The 21,848-nt window shown below is 54.1% G+C and carries 23 protein-coding genes; 5 read left to right on the forward strand and 18 right to left on the reverse strand.

The features are described 5' to 3' along the window. Entirely contained in the window at nt 1-1,179 is a 1,179-nt protein-coding gene (locus OC597_RS19260) for a MalY/PatB family protein (protein WP_262210052.1), read from the forward strand. Between the two features lie 283 nt (nt 1,180-1,462). After that, nucleotides 1,463-1,615: a Hok/Gef family protein gene (locus OC597_RS19265; protein ID WP_261258955.1), complete on the forward strand. Its 153-nt coding sequence runs from the start codon at nt 1,463-1,465 to the stop codon at nt 1,613-1,615. Nucleotides 1,616-1,757: 142 nt separating this feature from the next. Here OC597_RS19265 and sseB read toward each other — a convergent pair whose 3' ends face one another. From sseB to trmJ, 11 genes are all read right to left on the reverse strand, one after another. After that, nucleotides 1,758-2,588 (reverse strand): enhanced serine sensitivity protein SseB, encoded by an 831-nt coding sequence (gene sseB, locus OC597_RS19270; RefSeq protein WP_099062672.1) that lies wholly within the window; start codon nt 2,586-2,588, stop codon nt 1,758-1,760. Nucleotides 2,589-2,677: 89 nt separating this feature from the next. Further along, nucleotides 2,678-3,973 (reverse strand): aminopeptidase PepB, encoded by a 1,296-nt coding sequence (pepB, locus tag OC597_RS19275; RefSeq protein ID WP_198404410.1) that lies wholly within the window; start codon nt 3,971-3,973, stop codon nt 2,678-2,680. 265 nt (nt 3,974-4,238) lie between these two features. After that, on the reverse strand, nt 4,239-4,439 hold the full coding sequence (gene iscX, locus OC597_RS19280) for a Fe-S cluster assembly protein IscX (protein WP_085118275.1): 201 nt from the start codon (nt 4,437-4,439) through the stop codon (nt 4,239-4,241). A 13-nt stretch (nt 4,440-4,452) separates the two neighbouring features. After that, nucleotides 4,453-4,788, reverse strand: coding sequence for an ISC system 2Fe-2S type ferredoxin (gene fdx / locus OC597_RS19285; RefSeq protein WP_085118276.1), 336 nt, complete (start codon nt 4,786-4,788; stop codon nt 4,453-4,455). A gap of 2 nt (nt 4,789-4,790) precedes the next feature. Next, nucleotides 4,791-6,641, reverse strand: a complete 1,851-nt coding sequence (gene hscA, locus OC597_RS19290) for a Fe-S protein assembly chaperone HscA (RefSeq protein WP_261258954.1) — start codon at nt 6,639-6,641, stop codon at nt 4,791-4,793. 27 nt (nt 6,642-6,668) lie between these two features. Continuing rightward, the gene (gene hscB, locus OC597_RS19295; RefSeq protein ID WP_262210055.1) at nt 6,669-7,190 is read right to left on the reverse strand and encodes a co-chaperone HscB; all 522 of its coding nucleotides are present in this window, start codon (nt 7,188-7,190) and stop codon (nt 6,669-6,671) included. A 63-nt stretch (nt 7,191-7,253) separates the two neighbouring features. Then, nucleotides 7,254-7,577, reverse strand: a complete 324-nt coding sequence (gene iscA / locus OC597_RS19300; protein ID WP_085118282.1) for an iron-sulfur cluster assembly protein IscA — start codon at nt 7,575-7,577, stop codon at nt 7,254-7,256. Between the two features lie 55 nt (nt 7,578-7,632). After that, on the reverse strand, nt 7,633-8,019 hold the full coding sequence (gene iscU, locus OC597_RS19305) for a Fe-S cluster assembly scaffold IscU (protein WP_012146333.1): 387 nt from the start codon (nt 8,017-8,019) through the stop codon (nt 7,633-7,635). 24 nt (nt 8,020-8,043) lie between these two features. Further along, complete coding sequence (locus tag OC597_RS19310; RefSeq protein WP_085118284.1) at nt 8,044-9,258, reverse strand: IscS subfamily cysteine desulfurase; 1,215 nt, start codon at nt 9,256-9,258, stop codon at nt 8,044-8,046. 54 nt (nt 9,259-9,312) lie between these two features. After that, nucleotides 9,313-9,807: a Fe-S cluster assembly transcriptional regulator IscR gene (iscR, locus tag OC597_RS19315; RefSeq protein WP_085118285.1), complete on the reverse strand. Its 495-nt coding sequence runs from the start codon at nt 9,805-9,807 to the stop codon at nt 9,313-9,315. 194 nt (nt 9,808-10,001) lie between these two features. Further along, nucleotides 10,002-10,736: a tRNA (cytosine(32)/uridine(32)-2'-O)-methyltransferase TrmJ gene (gene trmJ / locus OC597_RS19320; RefSeq protein WP_085118287.1), complete on the reverse strand. Its 735-nt coding sequence runs from the start codon at nt 10,734-10,736 to the stop codon at nt 10,002-10,004. A 119-nt stretch (nt 10,737-10,855) separates the two neighbouring features. On the opposite strand from trmJ, the gene suhB reads away from it, so the two are divergent. Continuing rightward, entirely contained in the window at nt 10,856-11,659 is an 804-nt protein-coding gene (suhB, locus tag OC597_RS19325; RefSeq protein ID WP_085118289.1) for an inositol-1-monophosphatase, read from the forward strand. Nucleotides 11,660-11,722: 63 nt separating this feature from the next. Here the strand turns inward: suhB and OC597_RS19330 are convergent, their stop codons facing one another. Both OC597_RS19330 and OC597_RS19335 read right to left on the reverse strand, forming a co-directional pair. Further along, nucleotides 11,723-12,745, reverse strand: a complete 1,023-nt coding sequence (locus OC597_RS19330; RefSeq protein WP_261258953.1) for a nickel/cobalt transporter — start codon at nt 12,743-12,745, stop codon at nt 11,723-11,725. Then, nucleotides 12,736-13,371, reverse strand: coding sequence for a DUF1007 family protein (locus OC597_RS19335; RefSeq protein WP_262210059.1), 636 nt, complete (start codon nt 13,369-13,371; stop codon nt 12,736-12,738). Before OC597_RS19335 ends, OC597_RS19330 begins: the two co-directional genes overlap by 10 nt. A gap of 177 nt (nt 13,372-13,548) precedes the next feature. On the opposite strand from OC597_RS19335, the gene csiE reads away from it, so the two are divergent. Next, a complete protein-coding gene (csiE, locus tag OC597_RS19340) occupies nt 13,549-14,814 on the forward strand; it encodes a stationary phase inducible protein CsiE (protein WP_262210062.1) in 1,266 nt (421 codons plus the stop codon). Here the strand turns inward: csiE and OC597_RS19345 are convergent. From OC597_RS19345 to glyA, 5 genes are all read right to left on the reverse strand, one after another. Next, a complete protein-coding gene (locus OC597_RS19345) occupies nt 14,811-15,962 on the reverse strand; it encodes a 3-phenylpropionate MFS transporter (RefSeq protein ID WP_261258950.1) in 1,152 nt (383 codons plus the stop codon). The genes csiE and OC597_RS19345 overlap by 4 nt on opposite strands. A gap of 157 nt (nt 15,963-16,119) precedes the next feature. After that, nucleotides 16,120-16,548, reverse strand: coding sequence for a cytidine deaminase (gene cdd, locus OC597_RS19350; RefSeq protein WP_085118296.1), 429 nt, complete (start codon nt 16,546-16,548; stop codon nt 16,120-16,122). Between the two features lies 1 nt (nt 16,549). Beyond that, entirely contained in the window at nt 16,550-17,293 is a 744-nt protein-coding gene (locus OC597_RS19355) for a glutamine amidotransferase (RefSeq protein WP_262210065.1), read from the reverse strand. Between the two features lie 82 nt (nt 17,294-17,375). Further along, nucleotides 17,376-18,560, reverse strand: coding sequence for a NupC/NupG family nucleoside CNT transporter (locus tag OC597_RS19360; RefSeq protein WP_262210067.1), 1,185 nt, complete (start codon nt 18,558-18,560; stop codon nt 17,376-17,378). Nucleotides 18,561-18,841: 281 nt separating this feature from the next. Beyond that, entirely contained in the window at nt 18,842-20,095 is a 1,254-nt protein-coding gene (glyA, locus tag OC597_RS19365) for a serine hydroxymethyltransferase (RefSeq protein ID WP_099062681.1), read from the reverse strand. A gap of 373 nt (nt 20,096-20,468) precedes the next feature. On the opposite strand from glyA, the gene hmpA reads away from it, so the two are divergent. Next, entirely contained in the window at nt 20,469-21,659 is a 1,191-nt protein-coding gene (hmpA, locus tag OC597_RS19370) for an NO-inducible flavohemoprotein (protein WP_262210069.1), read from the forward strand. Nucleotides 21,660-21,848: the final 189 nt, after the last annotated feature.

Genomic DNA, 21,848 nt, shown 5'->3' on the forward strand with positions numbered 1-21,848 from the left:
GTGAAACCAACCGATTTTAACCAGATAGTTAACCGCCACAACACCGGCTCGGTGAAATGGGACTTTATCGACCGCTATCTGCAACTCGATGAAACCGACCTTTTGCCGATGTGGGTCTCTGATTTTGACTTCCAGTGTCCAGAGAAAGTCCGGCAGGCGCTGCATCAGCGGGTGGATCACGGCATATTTGGCTACAGCGAACGTGATGACTCATATTACCAGGCGGTCATAGAGTGGTTCTCAAGCAGGCACCATCTGCCTTTGCAGCGCGAATGGTTCACGTCCATCGAAGGGGTGGTACCCGGATTGGCGATCCTGATCCAGTTGCTTAGCCAGCCTGGCGATCCGGTAGTGATCCAGGGGCCATACTATGGATCTTTCGCCAAGATCATCACCATGAATGGCCGAGAGGTCCTCGAAAATCCGCTGAAGGAAAGCGCGCAGGGTTATCAATTCGATTTCGAGCATCTGGAGGCCTGTTTTGAGCAGCGGAAACCGCCATTGTTGTTGCTGTGTAACCCCCATAATCCAACCGGACGATGCTGGAGCCACAGCGAACTGACGCAGTTGATGGCGCTGTGCAGCCGCCATGGCGTGACGGTGATTTCCGATGAGATTTGGGCCGACCTGACGCTGCCCGGCGAAACCTTCACCTCGGTGCTGCACCTGGATGAAGCCTGGCATGACCACCTGATTTCAGCGACCTCCGCCAGCAAAAGCTTTGGCTTGTCGTCACTGCGGATCTCAAACTTCCTGATCCCCAATGCTCACACCCGCAATGCGTTTATCGAACGCCTTAATGCCCATGGGTTGGATGTCTTCAATGCGTTGTCGATGACTGCCGCAACGGCAGCTTATCAACAAGGGGAAGCCTGGCTTGATGATTTACAAGGTTATCTGGCCGACAACCGGCGTTGGTTTGAGCAGGCATTAGCCTATGCCGCGCCCTGGTGCAAAATGGCCCGGGCCGAAGGCACCTACCTTGCCTGGCTGGATTGTCGCGCTTTAGGCCTGGATGATAACGCTTTACAGCAGGCACTGATCCACCAGTCAAAGATTGCCGCCTCGATGGGCATCAGCTTTGGTGACCAAGGAAAAGGCTTTATACGCATCAACCTCGGCTGCCCGCGGCAGTATCTTGAACAGGCCATCACGGGGCTCGCCCGACTAAAACCCTGAACAACAATCACCGGTGTATGAAAGGCCCCAGTCGGGGTCTTTTTTTGAACGATATCTGGTGGGAATGATTGAACGAATTTACCGCGACCTGACGGTATAGCTTTGAAATTAAAGCTTCTGTTAGACTGCGAACGGGCGCTTGAAGCTTTCTGCTTCAGGCCCTGGGTGGGAAGCAGAAAGAAGAAAGCCCCAAACTGACTCTTAATCAGAATGAGGCTTCACCATACTGCATCAACACCAGCATGGTAGCCTCTTAACCGCAGAAATGCAACGGAGGGCTGACATGTCGAGAAAACTGTTTTTACCAGGATTTACAGTAGGATGCGTAACATTCTTGGTATTCATCTGGCTTATGCGTGGTTCAGTTTGTGAGCTGACGTTCAAGCAGGGAAATACGGAGGTAGCGGCAGTGTTGTCCTGTAACGTTCAACGTTAAATGGCAACCTGAAGGCGGGGTTCGCCCCGCCTGTTTTGGTGTGACGCAGTGGTTTTCCGGCGCCCATTGTTGTATCCGGCCAGCCTTTCGAGGCTGGCCGCTCTCTTTAGTTTTGATACAGAGAACAGCAGCAAAAACAGGATTACTGGGTTTTATCCGTCGAAGGAATAATATTACGCAACCAACTGCCCCAGCGACGCTGGTAGAAGGGTTGGGTATGGGTGATCAAATAATGGCTGACGCCACGTTCCTCTTCCGATACCAGGCAAAAATCCACCGGTTCATCATTAGGCGCGGTTTCGCTGGCCACGCTGCCCGCCTCGTTGATCAATGCCTCAATGTCGCCTTGCTCGCCATCCACTTCCAGCCCAACCAGCAGGTTAGGTTTTTCATCGACCGCCTGATCGTGCATCAGAGCCAGAAATGCGCGACGCACCGGCTTACGCTGACTGAACAGCGTGGTCAAGGCATCGACCATTGCCGACGGGTATTCTTCCGGCTGCCCCAGCAGGATCTGGGTATCCTTATCGATATAGCGCTCTGCCGGTTTGCTCACACCGCCGGTCGCCAACAACATTGCCACTTCTTCAGGATAAAACTCTTTGCCGTACTCGGCCTTCGGGTTGAGGAACAGATCCGCACCCTGCGTAATCTCGAATAAGACGCGTGCCGGCATGGCGATAAACGGCTGTTCATCCTCAACGGCCTTTTGCAACGCTTCTACCGAGGTAAAGAATGGGATGATGCTGCCGCCGTCCTGCTTTTCCCAGTGCTGGATATTCACCGGTGTATCGGCGTTCAGCGTGATGTCACCGCCGAGTTGCACCTGCTCGCTGTCACCGAGGATCAACACCGTAGCGTCGAGCAGTTCACGGAAGAATGCCGGACGATGGGCCGGCTCCGTCACCGCCAGTTTCAACAGGCGTTCAAGTTCATTTTCGCCTGTGGCGACTTCGTGATGGTGAGAACTCATGGCAAACTCCAGCAATCAAATAACGGGGCCCAGCATGCTGGGCCCCGAGGGTAAACGACATTCTAACGCCCACCTTGGTGGGCATTCAATTATTTGGCTTTGCTCAGCAACAGATTGGCCAGAGCACGTACGCCCAGGCCGGTCGCGCCAGCAGCCCATTGATCCACAGCACCTTTACGGTAGGTGGCGGAACAGTCGATGTGCACCCAACCCTGCTGATAATTGGTCACAAAATGCGACAGGAATGCGGCCGCGGTGCTGGCACCCGCCGTGTAAGCCGGACCGGCCACGTTGTTCAATTCGGCAAAATTGGACGGCAGTTGGCTCCGATGGAACTCAGCCAGCGGCAGACGCCAGAAAGGCTCTTGTTCAGCGGCCGCACTGGCCAACAGTTCTTGCGCCAGAGCGTCATCGAAGCTGAACAGCGCATGGTAGTCGTTACCCACCGCCGTTTTCGCCGCACCGGTCAGGGTGGCGCAGTCGATAATCAACTGAGGGTTCTGCGCGGACGCATCGATCAGGCCATCGGCCAGCACCAGACGCCCTTCAGCATCGGTATTCATTACCTCAACGGTTTTACCGTTACGGTAACGAATAATATCGCCCAGTTTGAAGGCGTTGCCGCTGACCATGTTGTCGGCACAGCACAGGTACAGCTTCACACGCTGCTTCAGACCGCGAGCCGCCGCCAGCGCCAATGCGCCGGTAATGGTGGCTGCACCGCCCATATCCGCTTTCATGGAGTCCATAAAGGCGCTTTGTTTCAGGCTGTAGCCACCGGTGTCAAAGGTGATACCTTTGCCCACCAGGCAGGCAAACACCGGCGCTTCCGGGTTGCCGGTCGGGTTGAAGTCCAGTGCCAACAGCACCGGCGAACGATCCGAACCGCGCCCCACGGTGTGAATACCGGCGTAGTTTTGCTCACGCAGATCTTCACCCTTGGTAATACGGTAGCTGACGGCTTCACAACCGACATCACACATCAGATCCACCGCGCGGGTAGCCAGTTGCTCCGGCCCCAACTCTTCCGCCGACATGTTGATGGTGTCACGCACCCAGTCAACAATCTTCAGGCGCTGTTCCAGCTCTTTGCTTTCTGCTTCCGGCAATTCTGCCCACTCGACGCTGCGCTTGCCCTTCGGCCCACGGAAACCCTGCCAGAACGCCCAGCTGTTTTCCAAATCCCAGCCATCGCCGGCCAGTTTGACGTTCTTGATGCCCTGCCCGTCGATCTTACGGGCGGCACGTTGAATGCTGCCCAGTTTGTCGTTACCGGTCAGGTGGATAGTCATCCCTTCTGTACCGGTGCTCAGCAGCGCTTTCTCGCCCCAGCGAGCATCAGCAGGTTGGTTCGACAGCGTTACCAGCATGAATTCAGTTGTCATAGCCTTACTCCGGATTTCCCCTTCATTTTCACGTTGTTGCGCGAAATCTATTGGGGATTTTTATTGTATACCCTATGAGTTTCAAGTTGCTGCGATAACCACCCGGGCTTCGTAGGGGCGCTGTATACTGCGCCCTTGCTAATCGGGGCGAATATATTCGCCCCCTACGAGTAACCTGGTGCAGTCAACAACGCTGCAGCTTGAAAGGCGACGGGTATGTCGGATACAAAATAAACGGGCCGCCTATGGCAGCCCGTTACGCTATTTACTCCGCTTCATCTAACCAGACCAGCAGGACAGCTTCCAGTATTTTTTCGTTGGAAGCCTGTGGATCGTCATCAAAATCTTCCAGATCGCAAATCCACTGATGCAGGTCGGTAAAACGTACGGTTTTCGGATCGGTATCCGGGTATTGGTCGTACAGGGCTTCGCCGATTTCACGGCTGTCGGTCCACTTCAGTCCCATTCCTATTGTCCTCTTACCCTTCACGCGCGTGGTTGACGGTATAACGCGGCATTTCAACCACTAAATCTTCGTCGGCCACCAGCGCCTGACAGCTCAGACGGCTTTCCGGCTCCAGACCCCAAGCCTTGTCCAGCATGTCGTCTTCCAGTTCGCTGCTCTCTTCAAGAGAGTCAAAACCTTCGCGTACGATGCAGTGACAGGTGGTGCAAGCGCAGGATTTCTCACAGGCATGCTCAATCTCGATACCGTTGCGCAGCGCCACATTGAGGATTGACTCCCCGTGTTCGGCTTCCAGTACAGCCCCCTCCGGGCATAAATCTTGATGGGGCAGGAAAACAATTTTAGGCATGATTAAACCTCATCCACAGAATGGCCAGCCAGCGCGCGGCGAATGGAAGCATCCATGCGGCGCGCGGCAAAGTCTTGCGTTTGTGCATCTAATATTTTAATTGCGGCTTCAATGGCGGCAGGATCGGTGCCCTGCGTCGCCTGTTGCAAAGCTTCCACCGCCGCGGGGATCGCCGTACTTTCTGCTTCGCTCAGCAATGCGGCGTCGCTGGCCAGTGCGCCCTGTAGGCTTTCCAGCACCCGTGACGCCTCAACCCGCTGTTCCGCCAACATGCGTGCGCCAACATCGCTCTGCGCGTTGGCCATCGAGTCTTTGATCATGCCGGCGATTTCGGCGTCGGACAGACCGTACGACGGTTTAACCTGAATTGAAGCCTCTACGCCGGTGGATTTCTCCATCGCGGTGACACTCAACAGACCATCGGCATCCACCTGGAAGGTAACGCGAATATGCGCGCCGCCGGCTGGCAGTGGCGGTAAACCACGCAGCGAGAAGCGTGCCAGCGAACGGCAATCCTGCACCAGTTCACGTTCCCCTTGCAGCACGTGGATCATCATCGCACTTTGGCCGTCTTTAAAAGTAGTGAACTCCTGCGCACGCGCCACCGGAATGGTGGTGTTACGCGGGATCACTTTCTCTACCAGACCGCCCATGGTTTCCAGCCCAAGCGACAGTGGGATCACGTCCAGCAGCAGCATGTCGCTGTCCGGCTTGTTGCCCACCAAAATATCAGCCTGGATCGCAGCACCGATAGCGACCACTTTGTCCGGATCGATCGAGGTCAACGGCGTGCGGCCGAAGAACGTGCCGACCTGCTCACGCACCAAGGGCACGCGGGTGGAACCGCCAACCATGACCACTTCCAGCACTTCTTCGGCACTCACGCCAGCGTCTTTCAGCGCACGGCGGCAGGCCATCAGAGTACGTTTCACCAGAGTCGCGATCAGCGCATCAAACTGTGCACGAGTCACTTCGCCCTGCCAACCGGCAACCTCAACGACAGTGCTGTCAGCATCGCTCAGCGCAATTTTGGCCGCGATGGCCGCATCCAGCAGTTGGCGCTGTACGCTGTGATCGCTACGGTCAGCCACACCGGCCTGCTCACGCAGCCAGTCGGCCAGCAGATGGTCGAAGTCGTCGCCCCCCAGCGCGGAATCCCCGCCGGTGGCCAACACTTCAAACACCCCACGGCTCAGCCGCAGAATGGAAATATCAAAGGTACCGCCGCCCAGATCGTACACCGCGATAATGCCTTCCTGCCCGGAATCCAGACCATAGGCAATCGCCGCCGCTGTCGGTTCGTTCAGCAGGCGCAACACGTGTAGCCCGGCCAAACGCGCAGCGTCTTTGGTGCCCTGGCGTTGTGCATCATCAAAATAGGCCGGAACGGTGATCACCACGCCGTCGAGTTCCCCTTCCAGCGCCGTTTTCGCCCGCTCGGCAAGTGCCCTGAGGATATCGGCGGAAACCCCTACCGGGTTAACCGCACCGGCAGCAGTGACGATCATCGGCAAGCCATTGTCACTGGCCTGGAACTGATAAGGCAGGTTCGGGTAACGTTGCTGCACGTCGGCCAATGAACGGCCCATCATGCGTTTGATTGAGCTGATGGTATTGGCGGGATCCTGCGCTGCCTGCTGGCGCGCATCCCAACCGACACGCAAGGTATCAGCCTGATAGTGCACCACAGAGGGCAGTAAATCGCGCCCCTGAGCATCGGCCAGCGTTTCCGCCTGCCCGCTGCGCACCGTGGCGACCAGAGAGTTGGTGGTGCCTAAATCAATACCGGCAGCCAGACGGCGCTGGTGCGGCGCAGCGCTGAGGCCGGGCTCACTAATTTGTAATAAGGCCATATTGAAGCTTCCATAATCAAAAATGTGTTACTCAAAACCCAGCAGTTTTTCTTCGAGTTGTTCAACCTGTTGCTGGAGTTTGTCCAAAAAGCGCAGCTTACGCACGGTGTCGGCGGCATCAACCCACTGTTGACTATCCAGCTGTTGCACCATCAGCGCGCTGCGCTGTTTGACCGTCTCGTTCACCCGCGCACCAAAGCTGGCCAGCAGAGTTTCTGCATCCGCTTTGTGTTCAATGGCATCGAGCTCTTCGCGCAGTTCCAACTGCTCCATCAGGAACGCGGTATCACGCAGGGTATGCTGCTCGTTGCCCAAATCAAAGCCGTGCAAAGATAGCATATACTCTGCGCGTTTTAATGGGTGCTTCAGCGTTTGGTAGGCTTCATTGATAGTCGCAGCCTGTTGCAACGCCATCAGGCGTTCGCGTTCTGGCTGACTGGCAAAACGATCGGGATGGAATTGGCGCTGCAGATCCTGATAGCGAGATGCAAGCAGGCTGCCGTCCACGGGATAGCGAACTGGCAGCCCGAATAAAGTAAAGTAATCCATAGCATGCTCTGGGCGTTATCGAATGAAGTTCCCCCGCGGCTGGCGGGGGAGCACGATGGACTGTCAGACGTTGAAACTTTCGCCGCAGCCGCACTCGCTTGAGACATTGGGGTTGTTGAACTTGAAGCCTTCGTTCAGGCCTTCCTTAACGAAATCAAGCTCGGTGCCGTCAAGGTAGACCAGGCTCTTGCCGTCAATGATCACCTTAACGCCTTTGTTTTCAAAAACGATGTCGTCATCGTTCATATCGTCAACAAATTCCAGCACATACGCCATCCCGGAGCAGCCAGAGGTTCTCACCCCCAGACGCAGGCCAAGGCCTTTGCCGCGGTTATCCATAAATGCCTGAACACGCTGCGCAGCGCTGTCGCTCATGGTAATTGACATCACAACCTCACACTTCAAAGCCCAACCAAGGCCGGGCTAAATGACTCAGAAATAATTACTTGGCGCTATGTTTGCTCTTGTAGTCGGCAATCGCTGCTTTAATGGCGTCTTCGGCCAGGATAGAGCAGTGAATTTTTACCGGCGGTAATTCCAGTTCTTCAGCGATCTGGGTGTTTTTGATCGCTTCGGCCTGATCAAGAGACTTGCCTTTCATCCATTCTGTCACCAGCGAGCTGGAGGCGATGGCGGAACCGCAGCCGTAAGTCTTGAAACGGGCGTCTTCAATGATACCTTCATTATTGACTTTGATCTGCAGCTTCATCACGTCGCCACAGGCCGGTGCACCCACCATGCCGCTGCCAACGCTCGGATCTTCGTTGTCGAAAGAACCCACGTTACGCGGGTTTTCATAGTGATCGATTACTTTTTCGCTGTAAGCCATGACCTTGCTCCTGAATCCTGAGAATTAATGATGTGCCCATTCGATGCTGTTGATATCCACGCCCTGTTTGAACATGTCCCACAGTGGAGACAGGTCACGCAGACGGCCGATGGATTTACGCACCAGTTGAATGGTGTAATCGATCTCTTCTTCTGTGGTGAAACGCCCCAGAGAGAAACGGATCGAGCTATGCGCCAATTCATCAGTCATACCCAACGCGCGCAGCACGTAAGATGGCTCAAGGCTGGCGGAGGTACAGGCTGAACCCGAGGATACAGCCAGGTCTTTCAGTGCCATGATCAACGACTCACCTTCAACATAGTTGAAGCTGACGTTCAGGATGTTAGGAACACCGTGCTCCAGGTCGCCGTTCAGATACACTTCTTCCATATCTTTCACGCCGTTCCACAGACGATCACGCAGCGTGCGCAAGCGTGCCATTTCCGTCGCCATTTCTTCTTTGGCAATACGGTAGGCTTCGCCCATACCGGCGATCTGATGGACTGGCAGAGTACCGGAACGCATGCCGCGCTCATGGCCACCGCCGTGGATCTGGGCTTCGATACGGATACGCGGCTTACGACGCACGTACAGTGCACCAATGCCTTTCGGGCCATAAATTTTGTGGCCGGAGAACGACATCAGATCGACTTTCAGCTTGCTCAGATCGATAGGCAGTTTGCCCACGCTCTGGGTCGCATCAACGTGATAAATGATACCGCGCGCACGACACATTTCGCCGATAGCTTCGATATCCTGCACCACGCCGATTTCGTTGTTCACGTGCATGATCGAAACCAGAATGGTGTCTTCACGCATCGCCGCTTCGAGGGCCTGCAGACTGATAATACCGTTGCTCTGCGGTGCCAGATAGGTCACTTCAAAGCCTTCACGCTCGAGCTGACGACAGGTGTCCAGCACGGCTTTGTGTTCGGTTTTGCTGGTGATGATGTGCTTGCCTTTCTTTTGATAGAAATTGGCAGCACCTTTGATCGCCAGGTTATCGGATTCGGTGGCTCCGGAAGTGAACACGATTTCGCGCGGGTCAGCGCCAACCAGTTCAGCAATTTGGTTACGGGCGATATCTACCGCTTCTTCCGCCTGCCACCCGAAACGGTGGGAACGGGAAGCCGGGTTACCAAAAGTCCCGTCCAGAGTCAAAAACTGCATCATTTTCTCAGCAACGCGCGGATCAACCGGCGTCGTTGCTGAGTAATCCAAATAAATCGGTAATTTCATTGCTCTTGTGCTCCGTACATCACTTCCAAAAACTAAAAAAATATCGCCAGCTGCTTATGCGCGCAGATTAACGTTGATAGTTTCTTGCTGACGACCGTTGGCCGTGCGACGGGTATCGTTGTTTTGACGGTCCGCCACCACCAGCACGTCCTGGTTGTTTACCAGTTCAGCCAGCGTAATGTTGTTCAGGAACCCGCTGATGCGCTCGCTCAGATCGCGCCACAGGGTATGGGTCAGACAGCGATCGCCACCCTGACAGCCTTCTTTACCCTGGCAACGGGTTGCATCTACCGATTCATCGACAGCCGTGATAACTGCACCTACGGCAATCTCACTTGCGTCTTTGCCCAGCAGATAACCACCGCCCGGTCCACGTACGCTGGCCACCAGGCCATTCTTACGCAGACGGGAGAATAATTGTTCCAGATAAGAGAGCGAAATACCCTGGCGTTCAGAAATATCCGCCAGAGGTACGGGCCCTTCCTGGGAGTGCAATGCCACGTCAAGCATAGCGGTTACGGCATAACGGCCTTTGGATGTCAGTCTCATAGCTAAGTGGTTACCTGTTGGTCAAACATGGCCGAAAGTCTGACATTCCTGAGTAAATCAGTCAACTATTTAACCTAGTAATTTACTCAAGTATTAGCACGTTTTGGACTAAGCCATATAATATGCATATAAAATACACATTATAACCATTAGATAACTAATACTATTACCGCCAGCCGTCATTTCACATCAAATTAATTACCTTGATGTTTATCCTGTTTCTCGATCGACGTCAGCATGCCACGCAGGATATTCAGCTCTTGAGCTTCCGGCCGCGCGCGGGTGAACAAACGGCGTAAACGGCTCATCACCTGCCCCGGATGGGACGGACGAATGAAGCCACTATGCTGCAGCGTTTGTTCCAGATGTTGATAGAAACGTTCGAGGTCGTCCACCAACGGATAAGGGGTTTCTTCCAGCTGCGGCGCGCCCACCTGTTGGCGATCGAGGTAAGCCACACGCACTTCATACGCCAGGATCTGCACGGCCATCGCCAGGTTCAGCGAGCTGTAATCCGGGTTGGCAGGAATGGCGACATGATAATGGCACTTTTGCAGCTCATCATTGGTCAGGCCGACACGTTCACGGCCGAACACCAGCGCGACCGGAGCATGTTCACCTTCGTGCACGGCGCGTATGCCGCATTCACGCGGTTCCAGCATTGGCCACGGCAAGGTGCGTGAACGCGCACTGGTGCCCACGACCAGACTGCAGCCGGCAATGGCGTCATCCAGCGTGTCAACAATGGTGGCGTTGCCGATCACGTCGCTGGCGCCTGCGGCCAGGGCAATCGCCTGAGAATCAGGTTTTATCAGCGGATTAACCAAATAAAGGTTGGTTAATCCCATGGTTTTCATGGCTCTGGCGGTCGAGCCCATGTTACCGGTATGAGAGGTTTCTACCAGAACAATGCGGATGTTATGCAGCATACAAACTCTGAGCGTAGCGGAAAATCACAGCAGCTTAACACAGCCGTAGGCATTTTGCCGAACACCTGCTATACTTCGCGCCGTTTCCTGTTCTTTAACATCCTAGTTGGAAGATACCCATGCATCCGATGCTGACGATCGCCGTGCGCGCTGCGCGCAAGGCCGGTAACCTGATTGCCAAAAACTACGAAACCCCGGACGCTGTAGAAGCGAGCCAGAAAGGGACCAATGACTTTGTCACTAACGTCGATCGCGATGCAGAGCATCTGATCATCGACGTCATTCGCAAGTCCTATCCGCAACATTCTATTGTTACCGAAGAACGCGGCGAATTGGTCGGCGAAGATAAAGATGTGCAATGGGTGATCGATCCACTGGATGGCACATCAAACTTCATCAAACGTTTCCCACACTTCTCAGTTTCCATCGCCGTACGCATCAAAGGCCGTACTGAAGTGGCTGTGGTTTACGATCCAATGCGTAACGAACTGTTCACCGCGGCTCGCGGCCAGGGCGCACAGCTCAACGGTTACCGTCTGCGCGGTACCAACGCCAAAGACCTGGATGGCACCATCCTGGCAACCGGCTTCCCGTTCAAGGTGAAGCAGCACGCAACCCCTTACATCAACATCGTTGGCAAACTGTTCACTCAGTGTGCCGATTTCCGCCGCACCGGTTCTGCCGCGCTGGATCTGGCCTATGTGGCCGCCGGTCGCGTTGACGGTTTCTTCGAAATTGGCCTGAAGCCATGGGATTTCGCCGCGGGTGAACTGCTGGTGCGCGAATCTGGCGGCCTGGTGACCGACTTTGTTGGCGGCCACAACCACTTCAGTTCCGGCAACGTGGTAGCCGGTAACCCGCGCGTAGTGAAAGCCATGCTTTCCACCATGCGTGAAGAACTGAGCGAAGCGCTGAAGCGTTAATATCGCGAAGTGAATGAATAAAGAAAAAGCGCTGCAATATTTGCAGCGCTTTTTTTATGCCGGTCAGCGGGAGAAAGGCCGGATACCACCGATGAATTCCGACTGGGCAGTGACATACAGCAACACCCCGGCGAACAACAGTATCAAGCCACCGGCCAGCGCCAGCGAACCCCAGGCGACTGCGCTCCAGGCCGCAGGCGCGCGTGAACGGCTAAGACGCACCGCCAACCGACGGCTGTAATGCACCAGCAGCGCCAGCAATGAGATGGTCAGCGAGGTGCCCAGCGCCATAGCCAGCGCCGAGAAAACGCCCCAGATAAACACGCCAATCACCTTGGAAAACAGTAATACCAGTATTGCGCCTGAACACGGCCGCATCCCCATCGCCAGCACGATGGCGATCTGCGTACGCCAGTCACTCCCCGCCTGCAGTTCGCTGTCGCTCGGCATATGGCGGTGACCACAGCCGCAATGGTCGCTATGAACATGATCCGCCGGTAGCGGTTGCAGACTGTTGATACGCAAAGCCGGAGAGGGACGCATGGCTTTCACCGCGTGATACAAACGCTTCAGCGCTCGCCAGCTCAGCAACACCCCGAGCAGCATCACCAGAATAAAACTGCCCTTCTCCATCCAGAAACTGCTCTGATGCAGTTGCCGCGACGACAATTGCAGTACCACCAGCATCAGCGTCACCAGGGCAATCGCCACCAATCCCTGAACCAGCGAAGCGGCAAAGGTCAGTTTCAGGCTGCTTTTCAGCCGCGCCGGATGAGTGGCCAGATAAGTGGCGATCACCACTTTGCCGTGGCCGGGACCGAGTGCATGCAACACGCCATAGCTCAGGCTGAACAGCATCAACGCCAACCCGGCTTGCTGTGGCGCCGCCTTTACCTGCTGCAACAGGCCAGCCAACTGCTGATGCAGGCCTTTTTGCCACACCACGCTTTGCATCAACAGCTGCGGCCAATAGTGCCACACCAACTGGGCACCCAGCGCCAGCAACAGTGCAAACAACAACAACGGCCAAAGGCTGAAAGCCCAGTGTCGCTTACGCGGGGTGTGTTGGCTGAGGTTTATTGACATTGCAGGCTGACTCGCTGGGCAAACTGCTGTCCCAGCGCCATATCTTCGCCGGGTGAATCATTCTTATCGAGGGATAACGCATAGGCCTGCAGGGAGCTGTCCGGCTTCGGCGTCATCAATTTAAACTTGCATTGCGCCCTCATCTCCGGCGGCAAATGCACTGCCGTTTTATCTTTATAAGTCATATCGACAAAATAAGTGGGATCGTAGGTGGAGATCTCAAACGGCTTGCCCGCCAGCGGCTGCGGTTCGGCCAGCGGCAGGATAAATTCCAGCACCGCCTGGTGCCCCTGGCGCGAAAGGTGATATTCCGTTGGCAGATTCAGGTATTTCACCGGCTTGCCGTCGCGATAGACATCGGTGAAATAGTGTTGCCCCAGGACATTGGCCATCACCTGTGCCGCCAGCTTTTTCCACACTTCCGAGTCGTTTTTGGCATTTTCCGCATCGTACAGCAGATCCGCCGAGGTGATTTCATCCATAACCCAAACCATTTTCAAGCCAACCAGCTGTTGATCCTTAGCCACAAAGGTGGTGTTCATATCAATAAAGCTGTGCGGGTGAGCGACAGCGCCGGTGCTGAGTAGCGTTAAAAACCCGGCAAAAATAAAACGTAACTTCATCATCAAACGATACTCATTATTGTTATAAAGTAACATCAACCGTTCTTCAACCACCGCCGTTCCGCCCAATAATTGTGACGAAAGTTGTAAGCCGAAGTAAAACCGGGTGCCGTTGCCACGCCGCGCAGCGCCATTTGCTATGCTTATTCATAATTTAAACGTGACCTGCCTGAAGGTGATATGAGCCTGGACACTGGCCCCGTGCCTGAGCTCTCCGGTCAACAACGACGCTGCCATCTGTTATTGATGCTGTATGCGCCGGTGCCCGCAGTACAACTGGAGACTATCAGCCAAATTAATGGCGTCGCCCCCCCTATCACCCGGCAAGATATAGCCGAGGTTGCCAGTGAAATCCAGCGTTTCCACCACCTGGAGATCGACGGCAATCCCGACGAAGGTTACCGGATCAGGGGCAGCGCGCTCAACCAACGCCTCTGCCTGCTCCACTGGTTGCGACGAGCCCTGCGCTGCAGCCCGGAATTTATCGAGCAACATTTTTCCCACTGGCTACAGCAGGCGCTGGGACTAAGCATCGACCTGACACCGCAGTTAGAGCAATACATCAGTGAGTGTGAAACGCTGATCAATCGCAGCTTTGATCGGCGCGATCGTCAGTTCCTGCAGCACTACCTGCGCTACTGCGCATGGGAAACCCAACGCCAGCGGCACCCGACCTTCAGCCCCGCCCAACGCGACTGGTTGCATCAGAAGCCGGAGCATCAGGCCGCCGGCTGGCTGCATCAATCACTGAATCAGCTTTTTGTCCTGCCACCCGAGGCCAGCGAAAGCGACTTTCTGGTGTTAATGTTCACCATGCTGAAAAATCACAACTACCACAGTAACGACTCAGCGGAAGATCTGCGCTTGATGGCAGCGATTGAAAATATGGTCGAGCGCTTCCAACAGATTTCCGGCATGACCTTCAGCAGTAAAGAGGATTTGATCAGCCAACTGTTTGCCCACCTGGCACCGGCGGTAGAACGCTGTCGCTTTGAGATTGGCATCGATAACTCGCTGCTGGAAGAAGTGCAGCGCAAGTATCCACGCCTGATGCGTACCGCTCAGGAGGCACTGGCACCGCTCGAACAAGAGTACGGCATTCATTTTTCCAGCGAAGAAGCCGGGCTGGTCGCCATCAGTTTCGGTGCCTGGCTGATGCAGGGCAATGCGTTGCAGGAAAAGCAGGTGTTATTGCTAACGCTGGACAACCCGCAATTGGAAGAGGAAGTGGAATATCAGATCCGCGAATTAACGTTACTGCCGTTGAACATCAAATATCTGCCGCTGCGCGACTATCTGCACTCCGGTGCACCGCAGGGGGTGACGTTGGTGATCACCCCTTATGCCACGGAGCACGCTGAACCGCAGCCACCGCTGATTCATACCGAATTACCGTTAGAGCGCCAGCAGCGCAAAGTCATCCGTGCGCTGCTGGAAACCTCTTAACGACTACCGCTGACCGTAACTGCCGGCGGGCGGATAAACAGCGCCGGCACCACCACGGCCGCCATCACCCAGAACACCCCACCCTGCAGATGCTCAAACAGGAAGCCGGCGATCACCGTCATAATCGCAATACCACCGCCCATCGCCAGCGCCGAGTAGACCGCCTGCAGCCGGATCACTTCCGGCCCCTTGCGCGCGGCGATAAAGCGCATCGCCGCCAAGTGGCAAACGGTAAAGGTGCCGCAGTGCAGAATTTGGATCACCAGTAACCACCCGAGTTCGGTACTACTGGCCATCAGGCCCCAGCGCAGTATCCCGCAGCAGGCGGAGAGCAGCAGCAGATTGCGTGCATTCCAGCGACGGAACAGGAAATTACTGCTGGCGAAAATAATCACTTCCGCCACCACGCCCAGCGACCATAAGTAACCAATGGTCGAAGCCGAGTAGCCCGCTTCCTGCCAATAGATAGAACCGAAACTGTAATAGCCGGCATGTGCGCCCTGTAACAGGGTTACGCACAACAGAAAGCGCCAGACTGGCCCTTCCTTAAGCATCTCCCACAGTGAACGATCGGCTTCGCTGTGAGTACGCGCCTCGCCCTGTGGCATCACGCTCGGTTTCAGCATCATGCCCAACAGCATCGCCAGTATGCTGATGATCAGGCTGTAGAGGATGGCGTTGTGGCCCCAGACGGAAATCATCTGTCCGGTCAGCGCCGAACCAATCACAAACGCCAGCGAGCCCCATAACCTCACCCGGCCGTAATCCAGGGTAATTTGTTTTTGCCAAGTGCCGGCCAGCGCATCGGTCAGCGGTACCAGCGGCGAAAAGAACAGGTTGAAGCCGGCAATCACCAACATCAGCCAGCCCCAGCCGTTGCCGAAACAGAACCCAATGGCAAAAGCCAGCGTCAGTAACGCTAGCAGGCGTAATGCCGTCACCAGATGAGAGGGATCTTTTACCCGAGGGGCAATCAACAAACTACCAAGGAAGCGGGCAACCAGACCGGCGCCGAGCAGAATACCGATGGTTTCAGGCGGTATGCCTTCACCCTTTAACCAAACGCCCCAAAAAGGTAAGAAGATGCCGTAAGAAAAGAAATAGGTGAAATAACTGAGAGCTAGCCAACGCGTAGATTGCAGAACCATGATCCCTCCGGTGTGAGGGCGATACTTTGACAGAGGTCACATTGGCTAGCAATGTTCATTCACCTTCAAAGGGATAGAGTGCAATACAGTTCACAGTTTATGTCTGTAATCAGGGCGCAGTTCACTTATCGCGCCCCTACAACGGAGGGTCGGTGATCTACCCCAATAAATGGTCCGGCCCGAACCCAAAGGGGAAAAGCTCCGAAATATCGTGTACGTAGTACTCATCCAGGCTGTTGGCAATAATAACCCTGGTGTCCTTGCCAAACTCATAGATCATTTGACGACACACACCGCATGGCCCGGAATAGCCTTTAGCCTTGCTTTCACCCTCTCTGGGACCACCGATCACCACAATCATTTCAAAGCTGCGCTCGCCTTCAGAAACGGCTTTCAGAATAGCAACGCGTTCCGCACAGGTCGTTGGCGAATAAGAGACGGATTCAACATTACAGCCGCTGTACACCTTGCCACTCTTGGTCATTAATGCCGCGCCCACGGTAAAGTTAGAATAAGGGGCATAGGAAAACTCCCTTGCCCGGGAGGCAACAGCAATCATTTCTTGAATCCTGGTTTTGTCATCCATTTCAATTTCTCCTTTTGATTGAGCTCATTAAATTGCACCAGAAGGCGGTATAGTTTTCCCATTGCATAAATTGCGGCCCGCCCCAGTGTGGCGAACAGTCACTGGCAAAACAGGCAACATGCCCCTGTTGATACTTACCCACCACCAACAGGGGATCGCCGTTAATCTCGGCCAATGTTTCGCTGCCAGGTTTGGCAATGAATTTGTTATAGCCCAGCAAAGGCGGCCATTCATTTAAATCACGGGTGATCTCATGACTGTGGCTCAGCGTGAGCGGTTTACAGCCTTGCGGTAATTCAATACGATCGTCGTGGTCTAACATTTCAACCGGCAACACTTCGGCAAGGAGGGTGTTTTTATAATTTGCCTTTGCCTCTATACCGGTAAAGGAAAGATAACCGCCTATCATTAATGCTCCGCCCCCCATGGCGAGATAGTCTTTTATCAATGACAGGACATTGGTCGTTATCTCCATTTTATAGAAAGTTTTATTTTGCAATAAGAAGGTATTGCTGCCGATATCGCTAATCACGACAGCATCATAAATTAGCAGTTCGTCCAACGTTTGCGGAAAGGCGGTTTGCACGGTATGTGCCGGCATATAATCGATAGTCATCCCCGCGCCGCGTAGACAGGACAACAGATACTCCGCGCCCTCTTCATATTTACTCGATGTAAAGCTGTCAAAGCCTTTAGAGTGGATCATGTGAATATGCCATGACTCACCAATAAACAAAACCCTCATGGTAATACCTCATTATGTCTGTCGATTTTAAACCCTGTTGGAAAGAAATAACTTCTGGCTTGGAAACAGGCTAGCTGACGTTTTAAATAACTAACCCGGCTACCGCCGCCGATAAGAAACTCACCAGCGTTGAGCCATACAGCAGTTTCAGACTGAAACGGGAAACCACATTTCCCTGCTTCTCATTCAGCGCTTTAATCGCCCCCGCCACAATGCCCACCGAGGTGAAGTTGGCAAAGGAGATCAGGAACACCGACAAGATCCCTTCAGCGCGTGGCGACAACGCAGCTTTGATTTGTTGCAGGTCAGTCATGGCGACAAACTCGTTGGCGACAATTTTGGTCGCCATGATGCTGCCAACCTGCTGCGCCTCATGAGCCGGTACGCCAAGCACCCAGGCAAAAGGATAAAGCAGATAACCCAGTAACCCCTGAAAGCTGATGCCAAACAGGCCGCTAAACAACGCATTGATGGCGGCGATCAGGGCAATAAACCCCAATAACATCGCTGCAATGATTACTGCTACCTTAAAGCCGGCGAGAATATATTCGCCCAGCATTTCAAAGAGGCTTTGTCCGCGATGCAGATCCTGCATCTGAACTTCTTCTTCCAAATCGACACGATAGGGATTAATCAGTGACAGCACGATAAATGTGCTAAACATATTCAGAATCAATGACACCACGACATACCGGGCATCAACCATATTGATATAGGCACCGACCATAAACACCGAGACGGTTGACATCGCCGTGGCCGCCATGGTGTAGATGCGGTTTTCAGACATCTTGCCCAACACATCTTTATAGACGATAAAGTTCTCCGACTGCCCAAGCAATAATGCACTGACGGCATTAAAAGACTCCAGTTTGCCCATGCCGTTGACTTTGGATAATACCGTCCCAACCACCCGAATAATAATCGGCAATAGATTGACATGCTGAATAATACCGATCAATGCGGAAATAAAAATGATCGGGCATAACACATTGAGGAAGAAGAATGCCAACCCTTGCGCTCGCATTCCGCCAAATAAGAAGTCAGTGCCTTCGCCGGCAAACAGCATCAATCCGTTGAACACTGTGGAAACCTGTGCGGTAAAGCCGGTGCCAATATCAGAACGGAGAAATAGCCAGGCGAGTAAGACCTCTATCACCAGCAGCTGAATAATATAACGGACTTTAATTAGCTTTCGGTTATGGCTCACCATCAATGCCATTACCGTCACTAACAGACAAGAGAGAACAAAATGAATAACCTGCGTCATGCGACACTCCATAGTATAATAATCGTCCTTTATTAAGGTATACCATGAGAGTAAATAACAATCATATAGACGCACATCACATAACACGCCCTCAACACAATGCAATTAATTAAAAGGCGATAAATATCACAGCCTGTTGTTATTAAATATATTAATAACTGATATTAATGACGGAAACATATATACGACGTTGGATTTATCACCGTCGACAGCAGGTAAAAAAAACCGGTCACCTAAGTGACCGGCATGACGCCTGAGCGTTTTTTAGCGAGAAAGCGGAATTATGCGTAAACCGGCAGGCGGGCGCAGATATCCAGTACTTTCTTCTTGGTGCGTTCGATGGTGGCTTCATCATTGATGTTGTCCAACACGTCGCAGATCCAGCCGGCCAGTTCACGCACATCAGCTTCTTTAAAGCCGCGGCGAGTCACAGCTGGAGTACCGATACGCACACCGGAGGTGACGAACGGGCTCTTGGGATCGTTTGGTACGCTGTTTTTGTTCACGGTGATGTTGGCACGGCCCAGGGCTGCATCAGCTTCTTTACCGGTCAGGTTCTTGTCAACCAGGTCCAGCAGGAACAGGTGGTTATGGGTGCCACCGGAAACCACTTTGTAGCCGCGTTGCAGAACCACTTCCACCATAGCTTTGGCGTTATCGGCCACTTGCTGCTGGTAAATCTTGAACTCAGGCTCCATCGCTTCTTTCAGCGCCACCGCTTTACCGGCGATCACGTGCATCAGCGGGCCGCCCTGGCCACCCGGGAACACGGCGGAGTTCAGCTTTTTATACAGGTCTTCATCACCGCCTTTCGCCAGGATCAGGCCGCCGCGCGGACCCGCCAGGGTTTTGTGGGTGGTGGTGGTGACGATGTGCGCGTGAGGGACCGGGTTCGGATAAACGCCAGCGGCAATCAGGCCCGCAACGTGCGCCATGTCAACGAACAGGTAGGCGCCGATGCTGTCGGCGATTTCACGCATTTTTGCCCAATCAACGATACCGGAGAAGGCAGAGAAGCCGCCGATGATCATTTTTGGTTTATGAGTCTGCGCCTGTTTAGCCAGATCTTCGTAGTCGATTTGACCTTTTTCGTCGATGCCGTAAGGCACCACGTTATACAGTTTGCCGGACAGGTTAACCGGAGAACCGTGGGTCAGGTGGCCGCCGTGCGCCAGGTTCATCCCCAGAATGGTGTCGCCCGGCTGCAGCAGCGCGGTATAAACAGCAAAGTTCGCCTGGGAACCGGAGTGTGGCTGTACGTTGGCGTAATCAGCACCGAACAGCTCTTTGGCACGGTCGATCGCCAGTTGCTCAACGATATCCACATATTCGCAGCCGCCGTAATAACGCTTGCCCGGATAACCTTCAGCGTATTTGTTGGTCAACTGGGAACCCTGAGCCTGCATTACGCGCGGGCTGGTGTAGTTCTCAGATGCAATCAGCTCAATGTGCTCTTCCTGACGCACCACTTCTTGCTCCATTGCACGCCACAGTTCGGCATCGTAATCAGCAATGTTCATTTCACGCTTTAACATCCGGCTTCTCCTGACTTAAATCGGCTAACTAAAAAATCACCAAATAACTACCCGGTTGGGTTCTGGCCCACAGTGTAAACTGTTTCGCCCTACTGAGGATAGGCCTTGACAGAGGTTTTTACGCAAACGATTGGCATTAGGCGCAGCAAGGCTTTGATCCGATAAATCACCCCATTCGACAACGGACTTTTACTCATACCGAGCATGCGGTTTTTTCATGTTCTGTGAGCGAGATCGCCGCTTAACGACCCCGCAACAAAAACAGGGGTATTTACAGCCAGGGCAGAAACCGTTAGGATGCGTCAAAACTTAAAGATGCATTTTAAATGCATCATTACAATATTCCAATAATGATCGACCAAGGAGCGCTACCATGCTGGATAGCCAAACCATCGCCACCGTAAAATCTACCATTCCCCTGCTGGCCGCTACCGGGCCGAAACTGACCGCCCATTTCTACGATCGCATGTTCGAGCACAATCCTGAGTTAAAAGATGTGTTCAACATGAACAACCAGCGCAATGGCGATCAGCGTCAGGCGTTGTTTGATGCGATCTGTGCCTATGCGGCGAATATCGAAAACCTGGCGACGCTGCTGCCAGCGGTAGAGCGTATTGCTCAGAAGCACACCAGCCTGAATATTCGGCCGGACCAATATCAAATTGTCGGTGGTCATCTGCTGGCAACCCTGGATGAAATGTTCAGCCCAGGCCAGGAAGTGCTGGATGCCTGGGGCAAAGCTTACGGCGTATTGGCAGATGTATTTATCCAGCGCGAAGGCCAGATTTATCAGGCCAGTGAAACGGCCGACGGCGGCTGGCGTAACCTGCGCGCATTCCGCATCGTCAAAAAACAGCCACAGAGCGAGGTGATTTGCAGCTTCGTGTTGGCACCGGTTGACGGTGGCAAGGTGATCGACTTCAAACCGGGTCAATACCTGGCGGTCTACATCAAGCACGACAGCATGGAAAACCAGGAAATTCGCCAATACTCACTGACCACCTCACCGAATGGTGAGTACTATCGCATTGCGGTAAAACGTGAAGATCAGGGCAAGGTATCGAACTTCCTGCATCAGCAAGCCAAAGAAGGCGACGTGATTTATCTCGCTCCGCCGCACGGGGATTTCTTCCTCGAAGCACAGCCGGAAACCCCGGTGGCGCTGATCTCCGCCGGTGTCGGCCAAACGCCAATGCTCGGCATGCTCAATACTCTGCACGATAACCAGCACCCTGCGGACGTACACTGGCTGCACGCAGCGGAAAACGGCAGCGTTCACGCCTTTGCCGATGAAGTGGCAAACATCGCCGACCGTATGCCAAACCTGAGTCGTCACGTCTGGTACAACCAACCGGGCGTCAATGATGTGGAAGGCCGTGACTACCAGAGCCGTGGCCTGATGAACCTCAGTGCCCTGCGCGAAACGCTCAGCACGCCGCAGATGCATTACTACTTCTGTGGGCCGGTGCCGTTTATGCAGCATGTGGGCAAGCAGTTGCTGGAGATGGGTGTAGAAGCCGAACGCATCCACTACGAATGCTTCGGCCCGCATAAGGTGATGTAATTGAAAGGGGCGCGGCATGTTGCCGCGCCCTCAGATGGCTGATAATGCTCGTTATTAGGGAGAGCGTGCCGAAGGGGTCGTAGCAGCTTGCCCGCCGACCAATTTGCCGGGAGCAAATTGGAACGACTTCCAGTCGGCCCGTAGGGTGGGACACACGGACGTGTCCCATAACGGCCCCTCGGTGCGCTA

The sequence above is a fragment of the Serratia proteamaculans genome (genome assembly GCF_946227095.1).
GTDB classification, from domain to species: domain Bacteria; phylum Pseudomonadota; class Gammaproteobacteria; order Enterobacterales; family Enterobacteriaceae; genus Serratia; species Serratia proteamaculans_E.

Excerpts from the sequence above, each read along its gene's own strand:
- OC597_RS19265 (WP_261258955.1), top strand. The coding sequence starts at position 1,463 with ATGTCGAGAAAACTGTTTTTACCAGGATTTACAGTAGGATGCGTAACA.
- sseB (WP_099062672.1), bottom strand. The coding sequence starts at position 2,588 with ATGAGTTCTCACCATCACGAAGTCGCCACAGGCGAAAATGAACTTGAA.
- pepB (WP_198404410.1), bottom strand. The coding sequence starts at position 3,973 with ATGACAACTGAATTCATGCTGGTAACGCTGTCGAACCAACCTGCTGAT.
- iscX (WP_085118275.1), bottom strand. The coding sequence starts at position 4,439 with ATGGGACTGAAGTGGACCGACAGCCGTGAAATCGGCGAAGCCCTGTAC.
- fdx (WP_085118276.1), bottom strand. The coding sequence starts at position 4,788 with ATGCCTAAAATTGTTTTCCTGCCCCATCAAGATTTATGCCCGGAGGGG.
- hscA (WP_261258954.1), bottom strand. The coding sequence starts at position 6,641 with ATGGCCTTATTACAAATTAGTGAGCCCGGCCTCAGCGCTGCGCCGCAC.
- hscB (WP_262210055.1), bottom strand. The coding sequence starts at position 7,190 with ATGGATTACTTTACTTTATTCGGGCTGCCAGTTCGCTATCCCGTGGAC.
- iscA (WP_085118282.1), bottom strand. The coding sequence starts at position 7,577 with ATGTCAATTACCATGAGCGACAGCGCTGCGCAGCGTGTTCAGGCATTT.
- iscU (WP_012146333.1), bottom strand. The coding sequence starts at position 8,019 with ATGGCTTACAGCGAAAAAGTAATCGATCACTATGAAAACCCGCGTAAC.
- OC597_RS19310 (WP_085118284.1), bottom strand. The coding sequence starts at position 9,258 with ATGAAATTACCGATTTATTTGGATTACTCAGCAACGACGCCGGTTGAT.
- iscR (WP_085118285.1), bottom strand. The coding sequence starts at position 9,807 with ATGAGACTGACATCCAAAGGCCGTTATGCCGTAACCGCTATGCTTGAC.
- trmJ (WP_085118287.1), bottom strand. The coding sequence starts at position 10,736 with ATGCTGCATAACATCCGCATTGTTCTGGTAGAAACCTCTCATACCGGT.
- suhB (WP_085118289.1), top strand. The coding sequence starts at position 10,856 with ATGCATCCGATGCTGACGATCGCCGTGCGCGCTGCGCGCAAGGCCGGT.
- OC597_RS19330 (WP_261258953.1), bottom strand. The coding sequence starts at position 12,745 with ATGTCAATAAACCTCAGCCAACACACCCCGCGTAAGCGACACTGGGCT.
- OC597_RS19335 (WP_262210059.1), bottom strand. The coding sequence starts at position 13,371 with ATGATGAAGTTACGTTTTATTTTTGCCGGGTTTTTAACGCTACTCAGC.
- csiE (WP_262210062.1), top strand. The coding sequence starts at position 13,549 with ATGAGCCTGGACACTGGCCCCGTGCCTGAGCTCTCCGGTCAACAACGA.
- OC597_RS19345 (WP_261258950.1), bottom strand. The coding sequence starts at position 15,962 with ATGGTTCTGCAATCTACGCGTTGGCTAGCTCTCAGTTATTTCACCTAT.
- cdd (WP_085118296.1), bottom strand. The coding sequence starts at position 16,548 with ATGGATGACAAAACCAGGATTCAAGAAATGATTGCTGTTGCCTCCCGG.
- OC597_RS19355 (WP_262210065.1), bottom strand. The coding sequence starts at position 17,293 with ATGAGGGTTTTGTTTATTGGTGAGTCATGGCATATTCACATGATCCAC.
- OC597_RS19360 (WP_262210067.1), bottom strand. The coding sequence starts at position 18,560 with ATGACGCAGGTTATTCATTTTGTTCTCTCTTGTCTGTTAGTGACGGTA.
- glyA (WP_099062681.1), bottom strand. The coding sequence starts at position 20,095 with ATGTTAAAGCGTGAAATGAACATTGCTGATTACGATGCCGAACTGTGG.
- hmpA (WP_262210069.1), top strand. The coding sequence starts at position 20,469 with ATGCTGGATAGCCAAACCATCGCCACCGTAAAATCTACCATTCCCCTG.